Source organism: Sphingopyxis bauzanensis, from assembly GCF_002205675.1.
In the GTDB taxonomy this organism is placed as follows: Bacteria; Pseudomonadota; Alphaproteobacteria; order Sphingomonadales; family Sphingomonadaceae; genus Sphingopyxis; species Sphingopyxis bauzanensis.
In genome coordinates, this window is record NZ_NISK01000004.1 from 104,717 (window position 1) to 121,993 (window position 17,277).

The following is a 17,277-nucleotide window of genomic DNA, read 5'->3' on the forward strand; positions in this document are numbered from 1 at the left end:
AGCAATCAAGGGCGGTGTACGCCCACCCTGAATTGCCGCGTCTCTTCGCTCCTCGCAAAGACGGGGCGTTCAGATCAGCTCAATTCAGCAAATATTGTTTCCAGAACAGCAGCGACGTCCAGAAATTATAGTCGGCATTTTCTTTCTTCGCGAAGCCATGTCCTTCGTTGGTCCCGACAAGGTGCCACGCTGTGCCGCCATTCTTGCGGATCGCGGCGACGATCTGATCGGCCTCTGACGCGGGAACGCGCGGGTCGTTGGCGCCGGTGACGACGAACAGCGGTTTCTTGATATCGGAAACGCGCGTCAGCGGCGAGATTTCTATCAGCTTCTTGCGCTGCGCCGGATCGCGCTCGTCGCCATATTCGACGCGGCGCAGGTCGCGGCGATAATCCTGGGTGTTTTCCAGGAAGGTCACGAAGTTCGAAATCGCGACGACGCACAGATTAGCACGCAGCTTGTCGCCATAATGGGTCGCGGCGGCATAGCACATATAGCCGCCATAGCTGCCGCCGGTCAGCCCGAAGCGCGCTGCGTCGAGCGCCTTGTCCTTGGCCAGCGCATCGAGAAACGCGCCCATATCCTTGACGCTGTCCTCTCGCTTGAATGGCCCGTTGTCGAGACTGACAAAGGTCTTGCCATAGCCCGTCGAGCCGCGGACGTTGGGATAGAAGAGCGCGATCCCCATTTCGTTCAGCATATAGTTGCTGCGGCCCATGAAGCCGGGCCGCGACTGCGCCTCGGGACCGCCATGGACGCTCATGATCAAGGGCCGCTTGCCGGGGAATTTCGCCGCGTCGGGGCGATAGAGGAAGCCCGACACCTCAAGCCCGTCAAAGCTTTTGACCTTCACCAACTCGGGTTCGACATTCTTGGTGACGTCGAGCCCGCCCGTCTCGCTTTCGGTCCAGCGCGTTACCGCCAGCGTGTTCGGATCGACGCTGAACGCATCGGCGGCGCTGCGTGCCGAGGTGAAGGTGATGCCGATCTCGCCCCATGGCGCGATCTCCAGCCCGCCGATGATCCCGGCGGGCAGCTTATCGACCGTCCGCACCGTTCCGGTCTTTGGATCGAACAGCCGCAGTTTCGCCATGCCCGCCTCGTTGACCACATAAGCGATAAAGCTGCCGTCATCGGCGATGTCGAAGGTATCGACGTCCCATTTTTCGGCCGGTCCCTTCGGCGTGAATTTGCCCGTAGCGGGGTCGAGCGTGCCGAGCCGCTGGAAATCGCTGCCCTCGTCGCTGGTCATCCAGATCGTGCCGTCGGGGGCAAAGCTCGCCCCGCCGAGCGCCACCGTCTTACTATGGTCGCCGATCGGCGTCATCGCGCCGCTGGCCAGGTCGAGGCGGAACAGATCGGCTTTCTGCACCGACGTATATTTGCCGACCAGCGCCCAACTCTTGTCAGGCGTGAAATCGAGCAAGCCCCAGCCGCCGCCCTCGACTTGCGCGACCATGCGGCGCGTCTTGGGATCGCGCGGGTCCATCACATAGATGTCGCTGTCGCGGCCGTTACGCAGCGTCGAGGTAAAGGCGACGAGCTCGCCGTCCTGGCTCCACGCGTTGAGCCCGTTGCGACTCTTGCCATCGGTGAGCAGGTCGAGCCGCCCGTCCTTCATGGCATAGATTTGATAGAATTCATTGCCGCCGATGTCCTTCTGGACCAGCATCACCTCGGCCGTCTTTGGTGCCCAGCTACCCGACCCCACCGGCTCGGCTTCGAACGTGATCTGCTTGCGCGCGCCCATCGGGATCGCGACGCGGTGCAGCTGCGCGGTGTTGCCGAAGCGGGTCGCGATCAGCATCGATTTGTCGATCGGGTTCCAGCCGACAAAACCGGCACCGCGGTTCTCCATATAGGGCCGCGTTGCCGCCGCCAGCTCGACCGGCACTTCCGGCACCCCGTCAGCGATCAGCGCCGCGGGTTTAGGTTCGACGGCGGGCTTGTCGGCTTTCGCAGCCGCAGCAGAAGCGAGCGGCAGGGTCAGGGCAGCAAGAAAGGCCAGATAGCGCATGATGATTTTCCCCGCGTTGCAAAAAGCAGATCCACTGGGACTAGACGCTATCAACGTCGCTGGCGGATGCAAGGCTTCGACCAACGAAGCCGCGGCTTCGACGACCGTCAGCCGGATTTCGACAGCGAATCATCGACCCTGCACGGTCTATCGCAGCAAAATCGCAACATTTTTGGCGATCTGGCGCGATTTGGTTGCGAATCCGGGGTGAAACGAACGGAATTGTTAACGAATCGGTGCCAACCTGTCTTGACTTGGGAATATCGGGCTGAAATCGTGGCGTTCTGGGAATCGCCAGCCTAAGGGGGCTGAAAAATGGCATCAACATTCGGACCGCGCCTGTGGCGGCGCACGTCACCTAGTGTGCCGGCAGCGCGGAGTCTTGGCCGCCGCATGACCTGGCACGCCGCAACCGCGCTGGTCGCCTTTGCCGCATTGCAGATCTGGCTGGTTTCGAGTGCAATCGCTGCGGGCGCCTCGTCGACGCTCGTTGTCGTCGCGCTAATTGTCCTGCTGGCCCTCGCCGTTCCCGTTGCGCGCTCTACCGAGCGGCGCTGGTATCACCTGAGCCGTCAGGCGCTCGCCAGCTGGGGATTGCATGCGCGCTTTCGCCGCGACGTCCGCCGCCTGTGGATCGCCGCGCTGACGTTGCCCTTTTTGTGGGTTAGCGGCGCGATGGCCGCCACCGACGCGATTGCGGCGATCGTCAAGTAACCACCATCAGCCAAGTTTGACGCCCTGCCGCCCGCCGTATAGGGCGCGGCAATGCTCACTGTCTCCCAGGCCCTCGATCGCGCGCAATTGCTGTGCGGCGCCGCTGCCAAAGCCGGCGCCGATGCCGCCGACGCGCTTTATTATTGCAACGCCGCCACGTCGGTCTCGATGCGCCTTGGCGCGCTGGAGGATGTAGAGCGCTCCGAGGGGCAGGATATCAGCCTGCGCGTTTTTGTCGGCCAACGCAGCGCCAGCGTGTCGACCGCCGACATGGATGCGGGCGAGCTGACCAAGCTGGTCGAACGCTGTGTCGCCATGGCGCGTGAGGCGCCCGAAGATCCTTATGCCGGTCTGGCGCCTGAAGAATTGTTGTTCAAATGCCCGGTTCCCGACCTCGATCTCGACGACGGCAGTGAAGCCGACCCCGCTGCGCTGCGCGCAGCCGCGCAGGCGGTCGAGGAAGCAGCGCGCGCGGTCGCCGGGGTGACCAACAGCGAAGGCGGCAGCGCGAGCCATAGCCGCACCCGTTTCGCGCTCGTGACCAGCCACGGCTTTGCCGGTGGTTACGGGTTGAGCGGCCACAGCCTGTCGGCGAGCGTCATCGCGGGCGAAGGCGCCAACATGCAGCGCGACTATGGCTGGCACAGCGCGCACCACCTCTCCGACCTCGAAAGCGTCGGCGACATCGGCACCCGGGCGGGAACGCGCGCCGTTGCACGGCTCAACCCCGGCAAGGCGCCGAACGGCAAGGCGCCGGTGCTGTTCGATCCGCGCGTTAGCGGCGGCATCGTCGGTCATCTGCTCGGCGCGATCGCCGGCCCGGCGATCGCGCGCGGCACCAGCTTCCTGCTCGGCAAAGAGGATCAGCTGCTTTTCGACCGCAGCATCGTCATTCGCGACGAACCCCATCGTATGCGCGGGCTGCGCAGTCGCGCCTTCGACGGCGAGGGCTTGCCGACCGCGGCGCGCAACCTGGTCGAGGACGGCAAGATCACCGGCTGGCTGCTCGACACCGCATCGGCGAAGCAGCTTGGCCTGACCCCGACCGGCCACGCGAGCCGGGGCGGCGGTGCCTCGGGAGTCGGCGCCAGCAATCTCCACCTTGCCGCGGGCAGCGTAACGCCCGCCGCGCTGATGGAGGGCATCGCCGACGGTGTCTACATCACGGAGTTGATCGGCCACGGCGTCAATCCAGTCACGGGCGATTACAGCCGCGGTGCCTCGGGCTTCCTGATAAAGGATGGCGAAATCGCCGGGCCGATTGCCGAATTTACCATCGCAGGCAACCTGATCGATATGTTCGCGGCGCTGGTCCCCGCCAACGACCTGGAATTCCGCCACGGTACCAATGCACCGACGCTGCGCATCGACGGCATGACCGTCGCGTCGAGCTAAGGATCAGCCGCTAATGCCCGGCCGCAACCTCGAAGCCGCGATCGCCGCGACCCGCGAAGTCGGCGATATGGCGATGGCGCGCTGGCGCGGCGAGGGGCAGGCGGTCAATGTCTGGAACAAGTCGCACAACAATCCGGTCAGCGACGTCGACCTCGCGGTCGATGCGCGGCTGAAGGCGGTGCTCGGCGCGATGGTGCCCGAAGCGGGCTGGCTGTCCGAAGAAACCGCCGATAACGCCGACCGGCTGGCGTGCCGCGCGATCTGGTGCGTCGACCCTATCGACGGCACCCGCGATTTCATTCGCGGCCGCCCCGGGTGGTGCGTGTCGGTCGCGCTGGTGATTGATGGCGCCCCCGAGTTCGGCATCCTTTATGCCCCGGCGCTCGATGAATTGTGGGTCGCACAAAAAGGGCAAGGCGCGCAGCTCAACGGCGAGACGCTGCACGCCAGCCAGCGCATTACATTCGCCGGATCGCGCGTCCCCGCCGACGCCCTGCCCAAGGTCGACAGCGATCTGGTGATCGTCACCAAGCCGAACAGCATCGCGCTGCGCATAGCGCTCGTCGCCGACGACCGCGCCGATCTGGTCGCGACATTGCGTTGGGGGTTCGAGTGGGACGTCGCCGCCGCGGCGCTGATCGCGACCGAAGCGGGCGCAAGCGTCACCGACGCCTTTGGCGCGCCGTTGAAGTTCAACACGCCGCGCGCACAGGCGTTCGGGGTGATCGCCTGCGCCCCGGATATTCATGCCGCGGTGGTCGATCGCTTGCACGATCGCGCGGTCGCCCTTACATCGCCATCCTGATGGCAAAAGCGCCGCGGCAAACCAGCGCACTCCGCTTGACAATCGGCCCGACTCACCTTAGTTGCGCCTCCATTCCGACATCATGACCGGACGGCGAAGCGCGTAGCGTGCATTCGTGGTCCGTTTTTTGCGTTGGAAATCAGACGCTTTGAGATGGGGTCGATTGCCTACGGCCCTGTGGAGCAGGAGAAAGTTACTTATGGCACGTATTGCGGGCGTCAATCTGCCCACCAACAAGCGCGTGATCATCGCGCTCACCTACATCCACGGTATCGGCCGAAAGACCGCCGTCGACATCGCCACCAAGCTGGGGATCGACCAGTCGCGCCGCGTTCAAGACCTGTCGGACGCCGAAGTGCTGCAGATCCGTGAAACGATCGACGCCGACCTGACCGTCGAGGGTGATCTTCGCCGCACCACGGCGATGAACATCAAGCGCCTGATGGACCTCGCCTGCTATCGCGGTTTGCGTCATCGTAAGGGCCTGCCGGTCCGCGGCCAGCGCACGCACACCAATGCGCGTACCCGCAAGGGCAAGGCCAAGGCGATCGCCGGTAAGAAGAAATAAGGTTCGAGCGCGTCCATCCGGGCGCGCTTCCTTATTTCCCCTGCCGGGGCAGCGGCCATCGCCCGCCACCGGCCATTCAGGATTAGGTTAGGATTACATCATGGCTCGTGAACCGCAGCGCCTTCGTCGGCGCGAACGCAAAAACATCTCGTCGGGCGTCGCCCACGTCAACGCGACCTTCAACAACACGATGATCACCATCACCGACGCGCAGGGCAACGCGATTGCCTGGTCGAGCGCCGGCATGATGGGCTTCAAGGGCAGCCGCAAGTCGACTCCCTATGCAGCGCAGGTCTGCGCCGAAGACGCCGGCAAGAAGGCCGCCGAACATGGCGTCCGTACCCTCGAAGTCGAAGTCAAAGGCCCGGGTGCCGGTCGTGAATCGGCGCTCCGTGCGCTGCAGGCGGTTGGTTTCCACATCACCTCGATCCGCGATGTGACCCCGATCCCGCACAATGGTGTCCGCCCGGCCAAGCGCCGCCGCGTCTGATGCCTGCTTCGGATGCGCCCCATTTCCGGGGCTGCATCCGCTAAACTCCTAACGCCGGACAGATTGGTCGACCCCCAATTCGTCCCGCCAAAAGCAAAGGGAAGACCATGACTGTCAATATCCGGAACTGGCAGGAATTGAAGAAGCCCAGCAACCTGGAAATCAAGGCTGGCAGCGACGGCAAGCGCAAGGCGACCTTCGTCGCCGAACCGCTCGAGCGCGGCTTTGGCCTGACGCTCGGCAACGCGCTGCGCCGCGTGTTGCTCTCGTCGCTCCAGGGTGCGGCGATCACGTCGATCAAGATCGAGAACGTTCTCCACGAATTCTCGAGCCTGGCCGGCGTGCGCGAAGATGTCACCGACATCGTCCTCAACGTGAAGCAGATCGCGCTCAAGATGGAAGGCGAAGGCCCGAAGCGGCTCCAGCTTTCGGCCACCGGTCCCGCGACCGTCAAGGCCGGCGACATCATGGTGTCGGGCGATATCAAGGTGATGAACCCCAACCACGTCATCTGCCACCTCGATGACGGTGCGACGCTGAACATGGAACTCGTTGCCGACACCGGCAAAGGATATGTCCCCGCGACCGCCAACCGTCCGATCGACGCGCCGATCGGCCTGATCCCGGTCGATTCGCTCTACTCGCCGGTGCGCCAGGTCGCCTACAAGGTCGACAATGCCCGCATCGGTCAGGAACTGGACTATGACAAGCTGAACCTGACCGTCGAAACCGACGGCACGATCACCCCGGAAGACGCCGTGGCTTACGCTGCTCGCATCCTCCAGGACCAGCTCCAGGTCTTCGTCCACTTCGAAGAAGCGATGAACGACAGCGGCATGATCGGCATGGCAGCTTCGCCGACCACCGCCGACGAGTCCGACGTCAACCAGCTTAATCGCTTCCTGCTCAAGAAGGTCGACGAGCTGGAACTGTCGGTCCGTAGCGCCAACTGCCTGAAGAACGACAACATCATCTACATCGGTGATCTGGTTCAGAAGACCGAAGCCGAAATGCTCCGCACCCCGAACTTCGGCCGCAAATCCTTGAACGAAATCAAGGAAGTGCTGTCTTCGATGGGTCTGCGCCTGGGCATGGACATCCCCGGCTGGCCGCCGGAAAACATCGAAGAGATGGCCAAGAAGCTCGAGCAAGAGCTGCTGGGTTAATCGAGATAAGCGCCCCGGTTCGCCGGGGCGCTGTCACAACGGGAATGGGTCGGCCCGCAATCGACCTGGCTTGGGGTACCTCACACGGCCCCTTTGACAAACGAAGGAAGAAACCATGCGTCATAAATCGGGTGGCCGGAAGCTGCAGCGCACCAGCGCGCACCGCACGGCCCTGTTCCGCAACATGTCGGCCGCGCTCATCAAGCATGAGCAGATCACGACCACCGTCGCCAAGGCGAAGGAACTGCGGCCTTATATCGAAAAGTTGATCACGCTGGCGAAGCGCGGCGGTCTGGCCAATCGCCGTCTAGCGATGAGCCGCCTGATGGACGACACCCAGTTGGTCAAGCTGTTCGACGTCCTGGCCGAACGCTACAAGGACCGCAATGGCGGTTACGCACGCGTCATCAAGGCCGGTATTCGCGCTTCGGACGCCGCCCCGATGGCGATCATCGAACTCGTCGATCGCGACGTCGCTGCCAAGGGCCAGGATTCGGGTCCGGTCGAGCAGTATGAAGAGGATATGGCGGAAGCCTGAGCCTCGCTCTAATTAGACAAGATCAAGGGCGGCCTCCGACAGGATGGCCGCCCTTTTCTTTAGCGGCAGGCGCTTGCCGCCACGTCCGTCGATGTACTCGTAGCACGCCTGCGATATCGGGCTGAGAAAAGGGTCGAGCACGCCCCCGCCACGGCAGAGTAGCGGCGCTGGGTAAGATGCTCGGCGTATCAACTGCTGAACTCGACAGCGAATTCACACCTGTCCTGCTGGCTACCAGTCGAGCCGATATCGCCCGCGTCGTCGGCACCACGCCGGACAAGGTCCGGATCTTGATCGAGTTCTAAACGCTAATCGTTCGGCGCCCAGCCCACACCACCACTAAAATAGGTCCGAATTCCGCTTGCCCGCGGCTTTTGCATCCTTACATATTGGCGCACGATAATTACCCCGGAACCATGAGGATCGCCTTGCCATGTCCCGCAATGCCCTGTCCGCGCCGCTGGCGCTCGTCGCCCTTGCCATGACGCCCACCGCAGCGCATGCAGAGGCAGCGGCGCCCGCGCCGACACTCGATTATCCCGACACCGCGCGCGGCGATACGGTCGATCCGCAATTCGGCGTCAATGTCGACGACCCCTATCGCTGGCTGGAAGATGATGTTCGCGTCAATCCAAAGGTCGCCGAATGGGTGGCGGCGCAGAACCAGGTGACCGACGCCTATCTCGCCACCCTGCCCGGCCGCGATACATTCAAGAAGCGGATGACCGAGCTTTATAATTTCGAACGCTTTGGCCTGCCGACCAAGGCAGGTTCACGGTACTTTTATACCCGGAACGATGGGTTGCAGCCGCAGTCGGTGCTCTATGTCCGCGACGGGATGAAGGGCGAAGGCCGGGTGCTGATCGACCCCAATTTGTGGGCCACGGATGGCGCCACCGCGCTTGCCGAATGGCGGCCGTCGGAAGATGGCAAATATCTGCTCTATTCGGTGCAGGACGGCGGCACCGACTGGCGCATCGTCCGGGTCAAGGACGTCGCGACCGGGCAGGATCTGTCAGACGAAGTACGCTGGGTGAAATTTTCGGCGCTTGACTGGGCAAAGGACGGCGGCGGCTTTTATTATTCGCGCTTCCCCGAACCCGAAGCGGGTGAGGCTTTCCAGTCGCTCAACGAGAATCATAGCGTCTATTTTCACAAACTCGGCACCCCGCAGAGCGCCGACGTGTTGATCCACGCGACGCCCGAAATGCCCAGGCTGAACAATTCGGCGGTGGTGAGCGACGACGGCAAATATCTGCTGGTTTTCGGGTCCGAGGGAACCGACGCGCGGCTAGGCGTGACGCTTTATCCGGTTGCCGCCAACGGCGTCGGTAAGCCGGTCACGCTGATCAACGATTTCGCGAATAACTGGAAATATGTCACCAACCAGGGGCCGCTGTTCACTTTCATCACCAACAAGGGTGCGCCGCGCGAACGGCTGGTGTCGATGGACATCCGCAGTCCCGGCAAGCTGACCGAGCTGGTCGCCGAAAGTGAAGTCACGCTCGTCGGCGCGTCACGCGTCGGCGACCGCATTATCCTGTCTTATCTTGGCGACGCGAAATCGCAGGCGGAGATGATCACCCTCGACGGCAAGAAGGTGGCAAACATCAACCTGTCCGACATCGGATCAGCATCGGGGTTTGGCGGCAAGTCGAGTGATCCGGAAACCTTCTATGCCTTTTCCAGCTATGCGCGGCCGACGACCATCTATCGGCTCGACACAGCGACCGGAAAGAGCGAGATTTTTGCCGAGCCGGAACTGACTTTCAAACCCGACGATTTCAGCGTCGAGCAGCGCTTTTACAAATCGAGGGACGGCACTGAGGTGCCGATGTTCCTCGTAATGAAAAAGGGGCTCGACCGCAGCAAGGGATCGCCGACGCTGCTCTATGGCTATGGCGGCTTCAATGTGTCGATGACTCCCGGCTTTTCCCCAACGCGGCTGGCATGGGTCGACAAGGGCGGGGTGCTGGCGATCGCCAACCTGCGCGGCGGCGGCGAATATGGCAAGGCGTGGCATGATGCCGGGCGGCTCGACAAGAAACAGAATGTCTTCGACGACTTTATCGCGGCGGCCGAATTTCTGATCGCCGAGGGTGTGGCCGGCAAGGGCCAGGTCGCGGTCGAGGGTGGATCGAACGGCGGCCTGCTCGTCGGCGCGGTGGTCAACCAGCGTCCCGACCTGTTCGCGGCCGGACTGCCCGCGGTAGGGGTGATGGACATGCTGCGTTTCGACCGCTTCACCGCGGGGCGTTACTGGGTCGACGATTATGGCTATCCGTCGAAAGAGTCGGATTTCAAGAATCTACTCGCTTATTCGCCCTATCATAACATCCAGTCGGGCGTGTCTTATCCTGCGGTGTTGGTGACCACCGCCGATACCGACGACCGCGTCGTACCGGGGCATAGCTTCAAATATACTGCGCAGTTGCAGTATGCGAAGGCCGGTGACAAGCCGCATCTGATCCGCGTCGAAACGCGCGCCGGGCACGGATCGGGCAAACCGACCGACAAGATCATCGCCGAAGCCGCCGACAAATATGCGTTTGCAGCGAAATGGACCGGGCTGAACGTCGAATAATGTCGACTGCGCTCACCTTTACCGCGACCGAGCCCGCTGAACTCTGGGCCGAGGCGGGCGACGCCGCCGCGGCGCTGGTCGCGGGCGAGCCCGACGGTATCGCCAACATGGCGAATGTTGCGGCGCTGATCTGGCAGGCGATCCCGGACCTCAACTGGGCGGGCTTTTATCGCTTCGACGGGCAGGAACTGGTGCTCGGCCCATTTCAGGGCAAGGCGGCGTGCATCCGCATTCCGCTCGACAAGGGGGTGTGCGGTGCCGCGGCGCGGCTGGGCGCTACCCAACGCGTCGACGATGTCCACGCCTTCCCCGGCCACATCGCGTGCGACGCCGACAGCCGCAGCGAACTGGTGGTACCGGTGATCGCGGGCGACCGGCTGGTCGGCGTGCTCGACCTTGACAGTCCGGTGCCGGGGCGGTTCTCGGCCGCAGATCAGGCGGGTGCCGAGGCGCTAATGGCGCGAATTGCGGAGGCGCTGGCGTAACGCGTCACCCCCGCAAAGGCGGGCCGTAAGGGGTCTGTCGCTGAACCGTCCCGCAAACCGACAGCGTCCGCGTTCGGAGGCACGTGACCTCGAAACGCCCTTCGCGGGGGCGACGGCTATTCTCGACCGCCGTCGTCTAAATGCCTCTTCTGACCCAAATCGGGACGCGAAGCTCACGGTTAACGGATTCGCGAAAAGCCGCTGATTTTGCTAACAAGCTGTTAACCAATCGGTTCGGGCCGAGGGAACAGGGAGTTAGCCATGCGCACGTTCGTTTTGTTGGGAGTGGCAGCGGGGTCGTTGTTGCTGGCGGGGCGTGCCCATGCCGAAGCGCCGATGATCGACGCGCGCGCTGCGACCGACCTGGTGAGCGGCGTGCTCTATAATCATGACCCGCGCCCGGCGCTCGATTATGGCGCGCCCGCCGATGCAGACGTGCGCGTCTATACCGGCCACGCCGATCGGATCCCCAGCGAAGTCGAATATCGGCGCGTGTCGGGTTACGACGCCGAGGGCCGCTGGACCGGAACCTGGAACGGCTCCTATGAAACGCCCGACGGTCGCCGTTACGACGGCAGCTATGAAGGCACGGTCGAAGGCCATGGTGCCGGCTATCCGCCGCCGCATCACTATTACGGCGGCGGGTACGACCCGCGGCACGACGCAGAAATGGAACGCCGCTGTGGCCGGGGGGGCACAGCAGGCGGCGCGGTTGTCGGCGGAGTCGTGGGGGGCGTCGTCGGCAACCGCATCGCCGGGCGCGGGGACCGCACCGCGGGGACGCTGATTGGCGGCGGCCTTGGCGCGCTCGCCGGTGCCGCGATCGGCGATGCGTCGGACAAGAAGAAATGCGAGGCCTGGTGGTCAAGTCGCGGTCCGCATCACAGCAGCACGACATACCATCATGGCGGCTATGGCTACGGCTATTACACCCCGGGCGTGGTGGTCACGACAATCATCACCAACGGCGCGCCGGTCGTCACTGAAACGATCGAGACGACGACCAAGACCTATTATGAGAATGTGCCAGTGCGGAAACGCTATGTGGCGAAGAAAAAGTGGAAGCCCCGGCCCAAGCCGCGCTGCGTCTGCTGATTACCCGACAGGTCTGGTCACCTGAGGTTCGAAGGCCCGTCATCCAAGCGATGACGGGCCCTTCCCATTTTTGCGCTCGCCCCATCGTACTAGAACATCGGTTCAGCCGCGCGAAAGCATTGACCGCGTAGCGCAAAAGCATCGCGGGCCGGACCATCCTTTGCCCGCCCCTGGGGAGTATCCCTCGATGCGTACATTCGCCAGCCTTGCCGCCGCAGTCGCGGTCGTCGTAACCTCGGTCGGGATCAGCGTCGTCCCCGCCGAAGCGCGGTCACGTCATGGCGGCTGGGGCTATCGCCATCACGACCGCGTCAGCACCGGCGACGTGCTCGGCGGCCTGCTGATCATCGGCACCATCGCCGCGATCGCCGGCGCCGCGAGCAAAGACCGGCGCGAGCGCGCGCCCGACTATCGTTACGACCCGCCGTATCGCGACGATCAGCGCTATGACCAGCGCGACCGTGACTATGTGCCGCCCGTGGAGCAGGGCGATACGCGCCCCTATGGCAACAGTGACGCCCAGACCCGCGCCGCCGATGCGTGCAGCTGGGCGGTCGAGGCCGAAATGGGTGACGACGCGCGCGTCGACCGCATCGACGGCACCGAAGCCAATAACGGCGGCTGGTATGTCACCGGCACCGCGTCGCGGCTGGGCGGCGAAGTGCGCAGTTTCGGGTGCAGCTATCGCAATGGCCGCGTCGTCGATGTCAATTTCGGCTGAACCTCCCCTCTGGATCAACAGCTTACGCGGGCTCGCGTCACCTTTGGGGGGGCGCGGCCCTTGGCTTTGAAGCTGAACACCAGCAAAACCGAGGCTGAACGCCAGATAAGCGACGGGTTCAGCACCGCGTCACCCCCGAATCGGTAGAACAACTCCAACAGGCCGCAACGCTGCCGCCTGCGCCTGAAGGAGACCGAACCATGGCTATGAAGACCAACCTGACCAAGGCCGCGATTGGTGCGGCCACCGCTGGCGCGATGTTGATGAGCGCCGCGCCCGCCGCAGCCCGCGACCGGTATGACCGCGACGGAATCAGCGCGGGCGAAGTGATCGCCGGCGCCGTCGTGCTGGGCGGCCTCGCCGCCATTTTGTCGAGCGGCAACAACGACCGCTATGGCCGTTACGACGACCGTTATCGTGGTCGCTATAACGACGCACGCTATGGCTATGGCTATGATTACAACCGCTATGGCAACAGCCGCAGCGCCGTGAACCAGTGCGTAACCGCGGTCGAACGCGGCAGCCGCCGCTATGGCAACACTGACGTTACCCAGGTGACGAGCATCGATCGCAAGCGCGACGGCTACAAGGTGAAGGGCCGCGTCGTCGTCCGCGACGGCTACGGCGGCCGCTGGGGCCGTGGTGGATATTTCGACCGCGGCAAGTTCAGCTGCGACATCCGTTATGGCCGGGTGCAGAACGTGAAATTCTCTGGCCTGCGCTAATTATCCAGCCCCTCCCCCAAACGGGGAGGGGCTTTTCTTTGCCCGCATAACCCCGCATGAAGCGGGTATGATCAAACACAGCCTGCTCGCAGCCCTGCTCCTCGTCGCGCCCATGGCGGCGCATGCGAAGGATGCCACCCCCGCCGCCGACCCCGCGCGATTGAAAGCCGACGTCGAAAAACTGGTGTCGTTCGGCACCCGCCACACTTTGTCGTCGTCGACCGATCCGAAACGCGGCATCGGGGCAGCGCGCAATTGGGGTGCCGCCGAGTTCGGGCGCATTTCCAAGGCTTGCGGCGGCTGCCTGACCGTCGAACGTATCGCCGATCGCTTCGACGGGCCGCGCGCGCCGGAAGGCGTGATCGTCGAAAATGTGCTGGCGATCCAGAAAGGCAGCGGCGATCCGGCGCATGTCATCATCATCGCGGGGCATATCGACAGCCGCGTCAGCGATGTAATGAATTTCACCGCCGATGCCCCCGGCGCCAACGACGATGCGTCGGGCACCGCGCTGGTGATCGAAGCGGCGCGGCTGCTCTCCAGGCAGAAGCATCGCGCGACGATCGTCTATGCACTGCTGTCGGGCGAGGAGCAGGGTCTGTGGGGCGGGCGGCTGCTCGCGCGTCATGCAAAGGAAAAGAACTGGCCCGTCGCGGCGATGCTGAATAACGACATCGTCGGCGGCATTAAGGGGACCGACGGCGCCATCGTCGATAACCGGGTGCGGGTGTTCAGCGAGGGGATCCGCGCGTCGGAGGATCTCGCGGCGCAACTAGCACGGCGCGGGATCGGCGGCGAGGATGACGGGCCGTCGCGCGCGCTGGCCAAAGCGGCGATCAGGGCGGGAGAACAGAGCCCGGCGATCGGATTGGAAGTGCTGGCAGTGCGCCGCCCCGACCGTTTCCGCCGCGGCGGCGATCATCTGCCGTCGCTCGAACTCGGCTATCCGGCGATCCGTTTTACAGTCGGGATCGAAGATTATGACCATCAGCATCAGGATCTGCGCACCGACAATGGCCGCAAATACGGCGACACCGTCGACGAGATGGATTTTGCCTATCTGGCGCGCGTCACCGCGCTCAACGTCGTGCTGGCCAGCGACCTGGCCGCCGCCCCGCCCGCACCCGCCAGCGTCAGCATCGACGGAGCGGTCAGCTCGAACACGACGGTGAAGTGGTCGCCGGTGAAGGATGCCGCGGCCTATCGCATCCATTGGCGCCGAAGCGACACGCTCGGCTGGACCGATAGCAAGCAGGTCGCGGGCGACACCGCGCCCGAACTGCTGCTGCCCGGCGTGGTCATCGACGATCATTTTTTTGGGGTGTCGGCGCTGGCGGCCGATGGCAGCGAAAGCATCGTCACCTTTGGCGGGCTGCCGCCTGCGTCCTGACCCGCAAATATTACCGAACACGCTATACGATAATTTACCTTCCGTCTTTACAGCGGCAAAGGGACCATAATCATCGGTCGACGTGGGGGTCGGGCGACAACAATGGGTCGCACCATGTCGAATTTCGAGGCTCCCCCAGCCTCACCACCTCCAGACGAAAAGCGCCAACCGCGTCAGTCGCGCCTTGTAAAAGCGGCGCTTGCCTGTCCGCGCCTAGGCCAGTTCGACGTCACCGTCCGCAATGTGTCTGAAACCGGCATCGGCGGACAGTCGCCGGACGCTTTACAAATCGGCGAAAGAATCACGATATTGTTGCCCGGCCATGAACCGATGCTGGGGACGGTACGCTGGGTCGCAGGCAATCGTTTTGGCATCGAAACGGACCGGCCCGTCGATACCGCATTGCTGCGTGCCGTACATGGCGGCTCGGCGATGGCCACGCATGCGACCGCGTCGGGTTTCGAGATCGTGCCGCCGCCCGTCGCGCGGCACCGCCGCCCGGGACTCGTCCTTGGCGCCGCCCAGCCGGCGCACGCTGGCCGCAGCGTGTGGACGAGCAACACGCAGTCATAAGACAAAAGAAAACCGGCGCGGATTGCTCCGCGCCGGGTTCCCTCGGTTAACTCTTGGCGAAATGCAAACCGTCAGGCGACGCGGCGCACCTCATTACCCTCATCGTCGATATCACGCAGGACATAACCGCGGCCCCAGACCGTCTCGATGTAATTTTCGCCCTCGCACGCCAGCGCCAATTTCTTGCGCAGCTTGCAGATAAAGACGTCGATGATTTTGAGTTCGGGTTCGTCCATGCCGCCATAAAGGTGATTGAGGAACATTTCCTTGGTCAGCGTCGTGCCCTTGCGCAGCGAAAGCAGCTCGAGCATTTGATATTCCTTGCCGGTCAGATGCACGCGGGTCGTGTCGACCTCGACCGTCTTGGTGTCCAGATTGACCGCCAGCTTGCCCGTCTTGATGACGCTCTGGCTGTGGCCCTTCGACCGGCGGACGACCGCATGGATGCGGGCGACCAGTTCGTCGCGGTGGAACGGCTTGGTGACATAATCGTCGGCACCAAAGCCGAACGAGCGCACCTTCGAATCCATTTCGGAAATGCCCGACAGGATCAGCACCGGCGTCTGCACCTTCGCGGTGCGGAGCTTTTTCAGCACGTCATAGCCGTGCATGTCGGGCAGGTTCAGGTCGAGCAGGATGATGTCGTAATCATAGAGCTTGCCCAGATCCAAGCCTTCTTCACCGAGGTCGGTGGTATAGACGTTGAAGCCTTCGGTCGTGAGCATCGTGTCGATCGCCTTGGCGGTCGTCGGCTCGTCCTCGATCAGCAATACGCGCATTGGGCACCCCTTGATTGTTTCCCACGACAGCCCTGCCTTTTCGATCACCTGGCTATCGTGCGATGCCACCGACCGACCCCTCTTGCGGACTGCCGGAACATTAACCACGAAACTAATGAAGGGAAAAGGTTAATTTTGATTTAACCCGCGGAATCCGGCGAGTCGCGGCCGATGCACGACCGCTTCAGCGTCTCGACCAGATGGTCCGACAGCGCCCGTACCCGCGCCGGACGCAGCCGTGAGGGCGGCGATAGCAGATGCAGATAGGCCTGCGGGATCGACCAGTCGGTAAGGATACGGACGAGCGCGCCAGACGCCAGCGCCTCCTCGGCGATGAAGTCGGGCAGCACCGCGATGCCGCCGTCCGCGATCAGCAGCGGGATCATTATGTCGCCATTGTTGGTGAACAGCGGCCCGGTCGCGATCACCGTCGCCTCCTCGCCATCGCGATGGAAATGCAGCGGCATTGTACGCTCGCGATGGCCGTAACCGATCAAGCGATGCGATCCGAGATCGAGCGGATGGCGCGGGGTGCCGCGTTGTTCCAGATAGGCGGGGCTGGCGATCACCGACGCGGCGACCGGCGCGATCGTCCGCGCGAGCAGGCTCGAATCCTCCATGCTGGCGATGCGCAGGCTCAGGTCGATGCCCTCGGCAATCAGGTCGTGGCGCGCATCGCTCAGCATCACTTCGATCTCGACCGCCGGGTGCATCGCGAGGAACGCGGCAAGCGGCGCTCCGAGCACCTTGATCCCGAAGCTCATCGGCGCGGCGAGGCGGATCGGCCCAGCGAGATCGACGCGGTCGCCGCGCGCCGCCTCGGTCGCTGCGGTCGCCGCCGCTACCATGGCCTGCGCCTCGCCGAGCAATCCCGCGCCCGCGGTCGACACGGTGACCGTGCGCGAACTGCGATGGAGCAGCGCGATGCCGAGCGTTGTTTCGAGGCGGGTCACCGCCTTTGACACGCTGGCCTTTGACATGCCGAGCGACGCGGCAGCGGCGGTAAAGCTGCCGCTGTCGGCGACGGCGACGAAACAGGCCCACCCTTCGTAATCGGGTAGCGACATCAAATCCTCCTTTTCTCACTCCGTTCGTGCTGCGAACGGAGTAAATGGTATAGATCATCTTAAAAATGGAAACGATAGATTTCTATCTACGCTATTTTCGAAACGATCCAAATCCTTATCTTGTCCTCAACACCGCAGCGCCGCCGGGCACCCCGCCAAGGGCGG

At 63.5% G+C, this 17,277-nt stretch carries 19 protein-coding genes; 16 read left to right on the plus strand and 3 right to left on the minus strand.

Annotation, left to right across the window (positions count from 1 at the left end; all coding sequences use genetic code 11):
- Window positions 1–79: 79 nt before the first annotated feature.
- Window positions 80–2,017, minus strand: coding sequence for a S9 family peptidase (locus CDQ92_RS15915; protein ID WP_088442493.1), 1,938 nt, complete (start codon window positions 2,015–2,017; stop codon window positions 80–82).
- Between CDQ92_RS15915 and CDQ92_RS15920 the strand changes: the two genes are divergently transcribed.
- From CDQ92_RS15920 to CDQ92_RS15990, 16 genes are all read left to right on the plus strand, one after another.
- The gene (locus tag CDQ92_RS15920) at window positions 2,016–2,228 is read left to right on the plus strand and encodes a hypothetical protein (protein WP_088442495.1); all 213 of its coding nucleotides are present in this window, start codon (window positions 2,016–2,018) and stop codon (window positions 2,226–2,228) included. The genes CDQ92_RS15915 and CDQ92_RS15920 overlap by 2 nt on opposite strands.
- 104 nt (window positions 2,229–2,332) lie before the next feature.
- On the plus strand, window positions 2,333–2,731 hold the full coding sequence (locus tag CDQ92_RS15925) for a hypothetical protein (RefSeq protein ID WP_088442497.1): 399 nt from the start codon (window positions 2,333–2,335) through the stop codon (window positions 2,729–2,731).
- A 51-nt stretch (window positions 2,732–2,782) separates the two neighbouring features.
- Window positions 2,783–4,126, plus strand: a complete 1,344-nt coding sequence (locus tag CDQ92_RS15930; RefSeq protein WP_088442499.1) for a TldD/PmbA family protein — start codon at window positions 2,783–2,785, stop codon at window positions 4,124–4,126.
- Between the two features lie 13 nt (window positions 4,127–4,139).
- Window positions 4,140–4,931, plus strand: a complete 792-nt coding sequence (locus CDQ92_RS15935; RefSeq protein WP_088442501.1) for a 3'(2'),5'-bisphosphate nucleotidase CysQ — start codon at window positions 4,140–4,142, stop codon at window positions 4,929–4,931.
- A gap of 199 nt (window positions 4,932–5,130) precedes the next feature.
- Window positions 5,131–5,499, plus strand: a complete 369-nt coding sequence (gene rpsM, locus CDQ92_RS15940) for a 30S ribosomal protein S13 (RefSeq protein ID WP_088442503.1) — start codon at window positions 5,131–5,133, stop codon at window positions 5,497–5,499.
- 100 nt (window positions 5,500–5,599) lie between these two features.
- Window positions 5,600–5,989, plus strand: a complete 390-nt coding sequence (gene rpsK, locus CDQ92_RS15945; protein ID WP_003040416.1) for a 30S ribosomal protein S11 — start codon at window positions 5,600–5,602, stop codon at window positions 5,987–5,989.
- 107 nt (window positions 5,990–6,096) lie between these two features.
- Window positions 6,097–7,155, plus strand: coding sequence for a DNA-directed RNA polymerase subunit alpha (locus CDQ92_RS15950; RefSeq protein ID WP_039576660.1), 1,059 nt, complete (start codon window positions 6,097–6,099; stop codon window positions 7,153–7,155).
- A 115-nt stretch (window positions 7,156–7,270) separates the two neighbouring features.
- Window positions 7,271–7,693, plus strand: a complete 423-nt coding sequence (rplQ, locus tag CDQ92_RS15955) for a 50S ribosomal protein L17 (protein WP_088442505.1) — start codon at window positions 7,271–7,273, stop codon at window positions 7,691–7,693.
- A 176-nt stretch (window positions 7,694–7,869) separates the two neighbouring features.
- On the plus strand, window positions 7,870–7,998 hold the full coding sequence (locus tag CDQ92_RS21850; RefSeq protein ID WP_268239162.1) for a hypothetical protein: 129 nt from the start codon (window positions 7,870–7,872) through the stop codon (window positions 7,996–7,998).
- A gap of 128 nt (window positions 7,999–8,126) precedes the next feature.
- Entirely contained in the window at window positions 8,127–10,277 is a 2,151-nt protein-coding gene (locus tag CDQ92_RS15960) for a prolyl oligopeptidase family serine peptidase (protein WP_188682381.1), read from the plus strand.
- A complete protein-coding gene (locus CDQ92_RS15965; protein WP_088442507.1) occupies window positions 10,277–10,762 on the plus strand; it encodes a GAF domain-containing protein in 486 nt (161 codons plus the stop codon). The genes CDQ92_RS15960 and CDQ92_RS15965 overlap by 1 nt, the downstream gene beginning before the upstream one ends.
- Window positions 10,763–11,023: 261 nt before the next feature.
- Window positions 11,024–11,857 carry a glycine zipper 2TM domain-containing protein gene (locus CDQ92_RS15970; protein ID WP_088442509.1) on the plus strand — a complete coding sequence of 278 codons (834 nt, stop codon included), beginning with the start codon at window positions 11,024–11,026 and terminating at the stop codon, window positions 11,855–11,857.
- 187 nt (window positions 11,858–12,044) lie between these two features.
- On the plus strand, window positions 12,045–12,578 hold the full coding sequence (locus CDQ92_RS15975) for a hypothetical protein (RefSeq protein WP_088442511.1): 534 nt from the start codon (window positions 12,045–12,047) through the stop codon (window positions 12,576–12,578).
- 200 nt (window positions 12,579–12,778) lie between these two features.
- Window positions 12,779–13,303, plus strand: a complete 525-nt coding sequence (locus tag CDQ92_RS15980) for a hypothetical protein (RefSeq protein ID WP_088442513.1) — start codon at window positions 12,779–12,781, stop codon at window positions 13,301–13,303.
- Window positions 13,304–13,370: 67 nt separating this feature from the next.
- Window positions 13,371–14,693, plus strand: a complete 1,323-nt coding sequence (locus CDQ92_RS15985) for a M28 family peptidase (RefSeq protein WP_088442515.1) — start codon at window positions 13,371–13,373, stop codon at window positions 14,691–14,693.
- A 114-nt stretch (window positions 14,694–14,807) separates the two neighbouring features.
- Window positions 14,808–15,266 (plus strand): PilZ domain-containing protein, encoded by a 459-nt coding sequence (locus CDQ92_RS15990; RefSeq protein WP_088442517.1) that lies wholly within the window; start codon window positions 14,808–14,810, stop codon window positions 15,264–15,266.
- A 71-nt stretch (window positions 15,267–15,337) separates the two neighbouring features.
- On the opposite strand, the gene ctrA is transcribed toward CDQ92_RS15990, so the two are convergent.
- Window positions 15,338–16,045 (minus strand): response regulator transcription factor CtrA, encoded by a 708-nt coding sequence (ctrA, locus tag CDQ92_RS15995; protein ID WP_088443381.1) that lies wholly within the window; start codon window positions 16,043–16,045, stop codon window positions 15,338–15,340.
- A gap of 140 nt (window positions 16,046–16,185) precedes the next feature.
- Entirely contained in the window at window positions 16,186–17,112 is a 927-nt protein-coding gene (locus CDQ92_RS16000; protein ID WP_088442519.1) for a LysR family transcriptional regulator, read from the minus strand.
- Between the last annotated feature and the right edge of the window lie 165 nt (window positions 17,113–17,277).

Excerpts from the sequence above, each read along its gene's own strand:
- CDQ92_RS15975 (WP_088442511.1), top strand. The coding sequence starts at position 12,045 with ATGCGTACATTCGCCAGCCTTGCCGCCGCAGTCGCGGTCGTCGTAACC.
- rplQ (WP_088442505.1), top strand. The coding sequence starts at position 7,271 with ATGCGTCATAAATCGGGTGGCCGGAAGCTGCAGCGCACCAGCGCGCAC.
- CDQ92_RS15980 (WP_088442513.1), top strand. The coding sequence starts at position 12,779 with ATGGCTATGAAGACCAACCTGACCAAGGCCGCGATTGGTGCGGCCACC.
- CDQ92_RS15925 (WP_088442497.1), top strand. The coding sequence starts at position 2,333 with ATGGCATCAACATTCGGACCGCGCCTGTGGCGGCGCACGTCACCTAGT.
- ctrA (WP_088443381.1), bottom strand. The coding sequence starts at position 16,045 with ATGCGCGTATTGCTGATCGAGGACGAGCCGACGACCGCCAAGGCGATC.
- CDQ92_RS15915 (WP_088442493.1), bottom strand. The coding sequence starts at position 2,017 with ATGCGCTATCTGGCCTTTCTTGCTGCCCTGACCCTGCCGCTCGCTTCT.
- rpsK (WP_003040416.1), top strand. The coding sequence starts at position 5,600 with ATGGCTCGTGAACCGCAGCGCCTTCGTCGGCGCGAACGCAAAAACATC.
- CDQ92_RS15935 (WP_088442501.1), top strand. The coding sequence starts at position 4,140 with ATGCCCGGCCGCAACCTCGAAGCCGCGATCGCCGCGACCCGCGAAGTC.
- rpsM (WP_088442503.1), top strand. The coding sequence starts at position 5,131 with ATGGCACGTATTGCGGGCGTCAATCTGCCCACCAACAAGCGCGTGATC.
- CDQ92_RS21850 (WP_268239162.1), top strand. The coding sequence starts at position 7,870 with ATGCTCGGCGTATCAACTGCTGAACTCGACAGCGAATTCACACCTGTC.
- CDQ92_RS15990 (WP_088442517.1), top strand. The coding sequence starts at position 14,808 with ATGTCGAATTTCGAGGCTCCCCCAGCCTCACCACCTCCAGACGAAAAG.
- CDQ92_RS16000 (WP_088442519.1), bottom strand. The coding sequence starts at position 17,112 with ATGTCGCTACCCGATTACGAAGGGTGGGCCTGTTTCGTCGCCGTCGCC.
- CDQ92_RS15970 (WP_088442509.1), top strand. The coding sequence starts at position 11,024 with ATGCGCACGTTCGTTTTGTTGGGAGTGGCAGCGGGGTCGTTGTTGCTG.
- CDQ92_RS15930 (WP_088442499.1), top strand. The coding sequence starts at position 2,783 with ATGCTCACTGTCTCCCAGGCCCTCGATCGCGCGCAATTGCTGTGCGGC.
- CDQ92_RS15965 (WP_088442507.1), top strand. The coding sequence starts at position 10,277 with ATGTCGACTGCGCTCACCTTTACCGCGACCGAGCCCGCTGAACTCTGG.
- CDQ92_RS15985 (WP_088442515.1), top strand. The coding sequence starts at position 13,371 with ATGATCAAACACAGCCTGCTCGCAGCCCTGCTCCTCGTCGCGCCCATG.
- CDQ92_RS15960 (WP_188682381.1), top strand. The coding sequence starts at position 8,127 with ATGTCCCGCAATGCCCTGTCCGCGCCGCTGGCGCTCGTCGCCCTTGCC.
- CDQ92_RS15950 (WP_039576660.1), top strand. The coding sequence starts at position 6,097 with ATGACTGTCAATATCCGGAACTGGCAGGAATTGAAGAAGCCCAGCAAC.
- CDQ92_RS15920 (WP_088442495.1), top strand. The coding sequence starts at position 2,016 with ATGATGATTTTCCCCGCGTTGCAAAAAGCAGATCCACTGGGACTAGAC.